At 68.5% G+C, this 8,767-nt stretch carries 7 protein-coding genes; 6 read left to right on the top strand and 1 reads right to left on the bottom strand.

The window, feature by feature from the left end; translation table 11 throughout:
- The first annotated feature begins 458 nt into the window (after positions 1 to 458).
- The 6 genes from ACFC02_RS40310 to ACFC02_RS40285 all read left to right on the top strand — a co-directional run bounded on the left by ACFC02_RS40310 (position 459) and on the right by ACFC02_RS40285 (position 7,761).
- Positions 459 to 701, top strand: coding sequence for a Tn3 family transposase (locus ACFC02_RS40310; protein ID WP_376367633.1), 243 nt, complete (start codon positions 459 to 461; stop codon positions 699 to 701).
- 139 nt (positions 702 to 840) lie between these two features.
- Positions 841 to 1,827 carry a tyrosine-type recombinase/integrase gene (locus ACFC02_RS40305; protein ID WP_376367635.1) on the top strand — a complete coding sequence of 329 codons (987 nt, stop codon included), beginning with the start codon at positions 841 to 843 and terminating at the stop codon, positions 1,825 to 1,827.
- Between the two features lie 90 nt (positions 1,828 to 1,917).
- On the top strand, positions 1,918 to 3,390 hold the full coding sequence (locus tag ACFC02_RS40300) for a site-specific integrase (protein WP_376367631.1): 1,473 nt from the start codon (positions 1,918 to 1,920) through the stop codon (positions 3,388 to 3,390).
- Complete coding sequence (locus ACFC02_RS40295; protein WP_376367629.1) at positions 3,390 to 5,105, top strand: hypothetical protein; 1,716 nt, start codon at positions 3,390 to 3,392, stop codon at positions 5,103 to 5,105. Before ACFC02_RS40300 ends, ACFC02_RS40295 begins: the two co-directional genes overlap by 1 nt.
- The gene (locus tag ACFC02_RS40290) at positions 5,102 to 7,303 is read left to right on the top strand and encodes a site-specific integrase (protein WP_376367627.1); all 2,202 of its coding nucleotides are present in this window, start codon (positions 5,102 to 5,104) and stop codon (positions 7,301 to 7,303) included. The genes ACFC02_RS40295 and ACFC02_RS40290 overlap by 4 nt, the downstream gene beginning before the upstream one ends.
- On the top strand, positions 7,300 to 7,761 hold the full coding sequence (locus tag ACFC02_RS40285; protein WP_376367625.1) for a hypothetical protein: 462 nt from the start codon (positions 7,300 to 7,302) through the stop codon (positions 7,759 to 7,761). The genes ACFC02_RS40290 and ACFC02_RS40285 overlap by 4 nt, the downstream gene beginning before the upstream one ends.
- Positions 7,762 to 8,093: 332 nt before the next feature.
- Here the strand turns inward: ACFC02_RS40285 and ACFC02_RS40280 are convergent.
- Positions 8,094 to 8,767: IS3 family transposase (locus ACFC02_RS40280; RefSeq protein ID WP_376367623.1), on the bottom strand; the 674-nt coding region annotated here is incomplete at its 5' end.

The raw sequence follows: 8,767 nt of genomic DNA, 5'->3' as shown, positions 1-8,767 counted from the left end.
GCTATACCCCTGCGGCATCGCCACGGTTACGCCGTAGACCTTCACCGTGGCCTCCCGGACCCAGCAGGGGAAACCGACCCGGGAGTTCACCGACAGTCACCGCCCTGGCGGGACGGGAGGCCGTCGGATGCGCGCCGCCAACCAGCCCATATTCACCGGATTGAGTGAGCTGGCACGCTATCGAGAGGCGTAACAACACCGGTTCCTCGCGTACACCTTCCCGTCTCGCTCACCGAGCCCGGCCCATCCGGCGATACTGAACCGGCCCGACTTCGTCACGACTGCTTGCCGCCCTTCCCGGCGTTCCTCCAGGTCAGGCTGTCGTCAGCTTCACCTGCCCGCTACGACGAGCAGACGGCGGAGTCCTTTCACCTCCGCTCGATCACACGGCGCCTCGTGGCGCACCCCCTCGTAGCGTGGAGTCCGTGATTGCAGGGGAAGTTGGGGTTCATGGGTTCATGGGGTCCAAGCAACGGACGTACACGCCTGAGTTTCGAGAGGGTGCTGTACGCGCCGCCGTCACCAGGCTCGTGAACGGCACCTTCGCCGCGCGGGATGCCGCCTGGTGGGGGCAGGGCACCGCGTGCGCGTCGGACTCCAAGAAGTTCGGGTCCTGGTCCTCGAACTTCATGACCGAGTACCACGCCCGCTACGGAACTGGAGTAGGAGCGGGTTCCCCGGAGTTCTCCCTCACCGCGTAGCCGCATCTCAGCAGCTCAACCGCCACCTGCAGCCGGATCCTCAGTGGTGCAGGATTCTGCCAGTACTAACAGGATTCCTGGAGAAGCTCGTGTAATCTGCCGTGTCGTGGTGGATTCCAGGACACGCCTGCTGTCCGTCGTGCAGCCCCGGGCGGGCGGTGACGCGGACGGTCCTGTCGTGGAGCCGGAGCTGGAGCCGGGCCTGGCGGACGTCGTCACGTTGCAGCGGCGCCAGTCGGCCGCGCTGACCGACGGGGACGAGGAGTCCTTCTTCCTGGACACCGTCGCCGAGTACCAGTGGGCCCGGGACGCGGCCGGGCTGGCCGCGACCACGCTGGACCGGCTGGTGAAGCCGGTCATCGAGATCTGCCAGCACTACGAACTGGTGCCGTGGCGGCTCACGCCGCGACAGGTCGACCGATACTTTGCCGGGCCGGGCAAGCGCGGCCGCTCCACGGTCCGGCAGAAGATGAACCAGATCGACCACTACTTCGCGTTCCTCGAACAGCGCTATGCCGGAGAGATCGCCCGCCGGTTCGGGGCCGCCGTCGAGTCGCCTATCGATCCGTTCAACCGGCCCAAGCACCGAGGGGACTTCGGGCTGCGGGTGCCGCCGTCGCAGCGGGCCGCCCGGGAGTTCTTCGCCCGCTGGCGCAACTCGCTGGAGGACGCGCGCAAGCCCGTAATTGCCCGCCGCGACTACGTGATGGGCAAGCTCACCTACATCTCCGGGGTGCGGGCCGCCGAGCTGTGCGGGGTGTGCATCGGGGACGTCCACTGGGAGTCCGGGCAGTGGGGCCGCTTCCTGGTCAACGGCAAGGGCGCCCGTGGCTCCGGTCCCCGGCAACGGGAGGCATACCTGTTCCCGGAGGGCCGGGACCTGCTGTGGTGGTACATCGAGGAGGTCCGCGGCGAGTTCAGCGACGACCCGGAGGATCCGAGGGCGCCGCTGTTTCCCTCCGAACGCCTGCCGCCGGCGGTCGCGGCGCTGAACGTGCCGACGCCGGGCATCGCGGTGACCCCGTCGACCTTCCGCAAGGCGCTGAAGACGGCCGGGCAGCGGCACCTCACCGGCCCGGTCACCCATCTACACCCCCACCTGTTGCGTCATGTTGTCTCCGCTTAGTTTCTGTGTGGCGATTGGCTCCAACTGGGCCAGCGGCCTGGGCGTTTGGGCTTTGCGCTGAGCCGTGTGGTGTTTCTACTGTCAGCGCCCATGATCCTGAGCTTCTTCTCGTCCCGGGGCTGGGAGTCCTGGGACGTCGAGCATCGGCCATTGATCCCCGAGGGGATGCCCGTGCTCGTCGACGACGACCTGCGCTTCGAGGACGGCCCGGCCGCGCCGCGTCCGACGGCCGTGGTGAACCGGTGGTTGCGCGAGCTCCCGGCCAGTGGGGCGCCAGCGTCGAGCTCGTGGGAGAACTACGCGCGGGTGGTCAAGGAGTGGATGGAGTTCCTGGCCGAGCACGGGGTGGGGCTGTTCGACTCACGGGTACGGCTGAAGGCGGGGCTGAGCCGGTACGCCGAGCATCGGGCTGCGGGCCCGCTGAAGGCCCGGTTCGCAGCGACGACGTGGGGCCAGCACATGAGCATCCTGTCGCTGTTCTACCGGTGGGCGATCAACGAGGGGTACGCGAAGGCCGAGCCGTTCACCTACCGGGCCGCGCGGGCCCTGTTCGCCGGCACCGGGCGGGAGGTGAAGGTGAACCTGGCGGTCCGCCGCACCCCGAAGCCGCACGTGACGATCAAGTACCTGGAGCCGGACTTCACCGAGCTGTTCCGCAACGGACTGCGCGGACTGGCCCCGGACGGCTCGCAGGACACCGGCTTCCACGGGCGGGAGTTGACCCGCAACGCGGCTGTCGGGGATCACACGCTGGCCACCGGAATGCGGCTGCAGGAATTCACCTACCTGCTTCCCTGGGAGATCCCCGCCCTGCCGCCGGAGCCGACCGCGGTTCCCATCCCGTTCCCGGTGCCGGCCGGGATCACCAAGGGCAGGAAGTTCCGCACCACGTGGACCTCTTACGAGGCCCTGGCCGGGCTGCACGACTATGTCGAGCTGGACCGGGCCGCCACGACGGACGGCTCACTCTGGCGACCGCCACGGCGGTGGGGCGAACCGCTGATGGTGAGCGAGCCGGACGCCCGGGGAGGGCTGATCAACGGGGTCCGGCGGCCCTGGGAGTCGCTGACGCCAGCCGAGCGGCGTCGCTTGGTCGCCCCGGAAGGCGGTTCGTGCCTGCTTGCGGTGAAGAACGGTGGAGGCCCGTTCACCGCCTGGGCCACGGTCTTCGAGCGGACCTCGGACCGGATCCGGGCCCGCTTCGAGCCCCGGTTCCCGCACGTCTGGCCCCACCGATGCCGTCACACCTTCTCGATGAGGACCTTGGAATACCTGGTCACCGGGCACTACCGGCAGGCCGCGAAGCTCGTGCGGGACACCGATGCCGACGCCGCCCTGGTCTTCTACCTCAGCAAGGCCGACCCCCTGCTGGTACTTCGTGATCTTCTAGGACATTCCACCGTCCTCACCACGGAAAAATACCTCCGGCGCTTGGACACAACGCGCATCTTCCGGGAGGCATACGAGGGCGCTGGTGCCGCAGCCGGGCTGACCGACGACGCGAGCGCCGATCGGGAAGCCGCCGCCGAGTTCGACGACGACATCGAGGACGGGGCCGCTTGATGCCGACCATGCTGATCGACCAACCCCTGGGAATCACCTGCGTGTTCAGCGACGGAAGCCGTGCGGCGTTCTCGCTGGACGGCCTGCCGAACCCGTTGCTGGCCCGGCAGTTGGCCACCGGCCTGGTGGACCTGATCCACCCGCACGGCACTGCGGATTCCGCGGGCACGGTCAACCATTACGCCCAGGCGATCCGGGGCATGGTGCGGACACTGGCCGCGCAGGGCTTCACCGGCGGCCTCGACCAGCTCAGACGGGGCAGGCTGGCCGAGTATTTGATGGGATGCTCGGGCGGCCGGGAGGCATGCACCCGCGCGATGATCGAGGCGTTCGGTCAGGCCGGCGGCTCGCTGACGGACGGTGTGCTGGAGCTCGCGGCCGGCCGGAACTTCAACGTTCAGCCGAACCACCACACCCTGCCTCCCTACCCCGAGACCGAGTGGCAGCGGCTGGGTGCCCTCTGCCGACGACTCGTCGAGGAGTCGTACGCGGCCCACCGGCAGGCCCTGACCGCTGTCGCTCACGGCCAACACCCCGCCGAGGGCGGATGGACTCCCCGAAATCTTCGCTGGCTGCTGGCCACCATCGGGCCGGTGAACATCTCCACGTTCGGCCGCAACGTCGGCATCTCGGCCGCTCTCGTTCACCGCCGCGGCGGCTTCCACGACGCGACGCAGGCCCTGTTCCCGCACCTGGAAGTGCTCATCGCCTACCGGCTGCTGTTCGGCATCTACTCCGGCATCGTCCCCGACGGCATCGAGGACCTGGTCACGCAGGACGTCGACTGGGCCGGGGACTCCACGATCCTGCTCTCCTACGTCAAGGGCCGCACCGCGGCCGAGAGCCTGAATCTGCCGCGCAGGGCCGTGCGCCTGCTGGAGCAGTGGCTGGCCCACTCCACGCTGCTGCGGAGCTTCGTTCCGCCGGACGAGGGCCGCAAACTGTGGTTGGGGCTGAGCCGGGCCGGCGGTGACCGCCGGGTGAGGCAGTTCGACCGCGTCGCCATCCAGCGGTGGGTCCAGCGGCACCAGCTGGTCGGAGACGACGGGCAGCCCTTGAAGATCCACCGGTCCCGGATCCGCACCACGCACGAGGCGATGCGGGACAAGAGCGCGTGGACCGGCAGCGGCCGGGCCACCATCGACCCGAACCACACCCCCGCCGTCGAAGGCGACCACTATCTGACGGCCGCGACCCCCGCCCAGCAACGGGCGGTCGAGGCCGTGATCGAAGACGCCCAGCATGACCTGCTGCGCAGGTCGCATCCGCCGACGGTGATCACCGAGGAAGAGGCCGCCGCCCTGGCCGAGGGCTATCCGCAGCTCGTGGCGGACCTTGCCCTCGACGACGAGGTGATCGCCGAACTCGTGGGCGGACAGCGGGATGTGTTCACCGCCGCATGCGGCGATCAGCTGTCCGGACTTCACGGCCCGAAGGGCAAGCCCTGTCCGGCCCGCCCCTGGGTCTGCCTGTTGTGTCCCCTGGCGGTGTTCGCACCACGGCATGCAGTCAGCCTGCTGCGGCTGAAGGCGTTCTTCTCCCGGCAGTGGCAGCAGATGCCCGCCGCCCACTTCATGGCGGTCTTCGGCCCCTACGCCGCCCGCATCCAGCAGGTCCTGGACCGCTTCGATCCGGCCGTGGTCACCGCGGCCGCCGCCCACGTCACCGACCGGGACGACGAACTTCCCCTGCGACCCGAGGAGATGACCGCATGAACACCGCTCTCGCACCCGCCTTTGACGGACACTCTGCCGTCTTTGCGGGCGCCGATGTCTGCGACGAAGCCGGCCTGGCCCTTGCGGACAACGCCGCTCGCCCAGCGTTCGAGGACGACATCTGGGACTTCACCCACGTCGTCGGCTTGCCGACCCAGCTGAGCCCCTCGCTGAGGCGCTTCGACTTCACCCTGATCAAGGACTCGCGTTGGCGACTGGTGGCCAAGGAACTGGTCCTGGCGATGCTCGCACCACGCCATCGGAAGGTCGTCCCGTTGCCCCGAGCCTTCCGCAACCCGCTCCACGTCACCAGTTGCCGCGGCCGTCTCGACGAACTCGTCCGCTTCTTCAACTGGTTGGGCGAACGGGCGACCGGCAGCCTGCAACAGATCACCACCCGGGACTGCGAGGCATACCTGGCCCACCGCCGCTACGTGCTCGATGAGGACGGAGCCGTGATCGGCGAGAACAGCCACGCGACCAGGAGATCCGCCGCCCAGGTCGTTGTCGACCTGGTGAACTACCGCGACCTGTTCACCGCCGACCGCGTTTCCGCCGAGCTGCGGCCCTGGGGCGGCGCCACCGCCTCCGCCGTCGCCGAGATGCCCAGCGGCCGGGATGAGAACAAGACCCAACCGGTCGCGGACGACATCATGCAGCCGATGCTCGCGGCCGCGCTCTATCTGATGTCCACACTGGGCCCGCACGCCGTCGACCTGGCACACAAGATCCGCGAATCCGACCTCCACTCGGCACGGCGAGCCCAAGGACTCCGGCGCGTCGGCCCCAAGAACCGCGTCCCGGTCCGGGAGCTCAGCGAAATCCTCGCCGAGTACACGCGAACGTGCACCGCCCTGCCCATGCTGGAGGACCATTACATCGCGAAACGCCTGGAAAAGGGCTGGGCCGAGGACGATCCTCTTCTCCCGGTGGCCATGGGCACCCTCGCCCGCCGGGCCGGGCTGAGCCAGTTCTGCCACCCGTGGCTGCCCACCATGAGGCCGGCGTTGGAAGCCGCCCTCGCACGGGTCGGCGTCGAGAGACCGTTCGGCTGCGACGCGGACCCGGTCCCCGCAGCCGACGGAACATCGTCAGTGCCCTGGACCCTGCCACTGTCCCGGCTCCAGGCCATCGCCCTGGTCGGCATCGTCCGCACTGCCGCGATCATTACCGCTGCCGCCGTCTCAGGCATGCGCGCGAGTGAGCTGATGGAACTGCGCATCGGCTGCCGACGGCCGCCCGAAGAGTCCGTCCCGGGCCTGCCCCGCTACCGGATCGCCAGCAAGATCGTCAAAGGGCAGCCGCTGGGCGGCACCGCCGACGAGTGGGTCGTCATCGAGCCGGTCTATCGCGCGATCGAGCTCCTTGAGCAACTGCACGACGCCCCGGCAGAAGGAGCCCTGCTGATCGGCAGGTTCTCCTTCAACGTCCGCTTCAAGTGGTTCAAGAACTGGGCCAACTCCGAAGTCGGCCGACGACTTGGCCTGGCGACAATACCCGAGGGACCAGTCAACTTGCGGATGCTGCGGCGCACTTTGTCCCTGGAAATGGCCTACCGGCCCGGCGGCGTCCTGGCCACCAAGATCCACATGAAACATATCGCCGTGGCCGCAACGGAGGGCTATACCTCGCGCCCTGGCGGGGCCCAGGCCGAGCTGTTGGCTGAGGTCAACAAGCACGAGAGCGAGCGCAATCTCCAGCTGGTACTGGAGGAGTTCCGAAACTACCAGGACGGCGTTCTGCCCGTCGGTCCCGGCGCCCGCAGCCTCACCGAGTTCTTCGCCGGCATCGACGCCCAGCTCGATGCCGCCTCGGCCACGGCCCCGAAAACCCAGCGCAACGACCGAGATGTCCTCAACCTCCTGACCAAACGCGCCAACGTCCTGCACCTCGGACCGGCGAACTACTGCTGGTTCACCGACCCGTCCCGGGCACTCTGCCTCAAGCTGGCCGGCACCCCGACGGCTGACCGTCCGCTGGTCGGGATGTGTGACTCCGCCCGCTGCCCGCAGGCCACCCATCACCCCTGCCACCGGCCCGTCTGGGCCGAGCACGCCGAACGCACCGAGATCTTCCTCGGCCAGTTCGGCACCACCCGCAAGACCGAACGCACCCGGCTCCAAGCCGACTACGACCGGGCCCTCCGCGTCGTCGCCGAGATCGACGCCGCCAACACCACGAACGAGGAGTCCGCATGAGAATCTCCGCAGCCCAGCGGACCGAGAACGAGAACCGCATCCGGGCCGCCATGGACCGGCTCCTTCGCGGCGAGATCCCGCCCGGCGGGAAGTGCGACATCAAGACCCTCGCCGCCGAAGCCGCGGTCGACCGCACCGCGTTCTACGGCACCCGCCCCTACGCTCACCTCCGCGTCGAGTTCGAACGCCGCCTGAACGCCATGCACGAGGCCGGCAAGATCCCTGATCCTCGCGAGGCCCAGATCGCCCGACTCAAAGCAGAGAACGCCAAGCTCAAGGAGCGACTGGCCCAGTCGGAAGAGGCGGTCGACGAACTCACCGACTTCCGCAGCCAGGCCCTGGCCCGGCTCGCCGCCCAGCACGAGGAGATCGTTCATCTTCGAGAATCCGCCACCGGAACGAGCCGGGTGAGCCGCCTCCCTGCTCCGCGAACCACGGTGATCGGGAGCTGCAGTTGAGGCGGGCTGAGGCAGTGAGGCAGGGGCTCAGCCAGAATGCACACGACGCAATGACGGCCCTTGAATACTGTTCAGCCAGGAGGAGAGGAAGGAGGAGGCCGTGGCACTCGTCAGGAAGGGCTCGCGACGCATCACCGTCGACGGCGTCATCTACCGATGGAGGGTCCGCGGACGGGCGACTTACGGCCGCGGCCTGGCCTGGTGCCCGCTGGCCTACGCGGTCGAACAGGACGGGATGTCCGGCACCACCTTGGTCGTCACAACAGACCAGCCGCATCCAAGCAACTGGTTCGGAATCCCGGGGCTTCCCCCTGAGCCGTGGACACCGTTTGCTATGCGGCAGTGGTCAGCGTAACCGTTCGCTGTTCGAAGGCGATCGGGCTGACCTGACCGATCGCTGAATGCCTTCTCCGGGTGTTGTATCGGGTGATCCACCGGAAGACCGCGAGGCGGGCCTGACGCGCTCCTGGCCAGCGTTTCCGGCCCTGCAGGGTTTCTCGTTTGAGGGCCGCGTTGAAGCTCTCCGCGGCGGCGTTGTCGGCGCTCGTCCCGACCGATCCTCGAGATGGAATCACGCCGAGTTTGCGACATGCCTTCGCGAAGTCCTTCGAGGCGTATTGGGCTCCGTTGTCGCTGTGGAAGACCGCTTCGGCCAGGTCACCGCCGCGGGTGCGGGCGGCGGCTTCGAGCGCGTCGGTGACCAGTTCAGTACGCATGTGATCGGCGATCGCCCAGCCCGCCAGCCGCTTCGAGCAGAGGTCCAACACCGTCGCCAGATAGAGGAATTGGCCGTCGCCGACGGGCAGATAGGTGATGTCGCCCACGTACTTGGTGTTCGGCTCGCTCGCGGTGAAGTCGCGCTGCAGGAGGTCGGGGACCTCGGTCGCGTCCGGGGCGGGCACCGTGGTGGTGATCTTCTTGCGCAGATGCACGCCGACGATGCCGGCCTCGCGCATCACGCGCTCGACGCGCTTGTGGTTGACCCGCCGGCCCTCGGCCCGGAGTT

This window comes from Streptomyces sp. NPDC056160, from assembly GCF_042268205.1.
In the GTDB taxonomy this organism is placed as follows: Bacteria; Actinomycetota; Actinomycetes; order Streptomycetales; family Streptomycetaceae; genus Streptomyces.
Note: the sequence above shows the minus strand (reverse complement) of the source record. Positions and strands in the feature narration are given on the sequence as shown.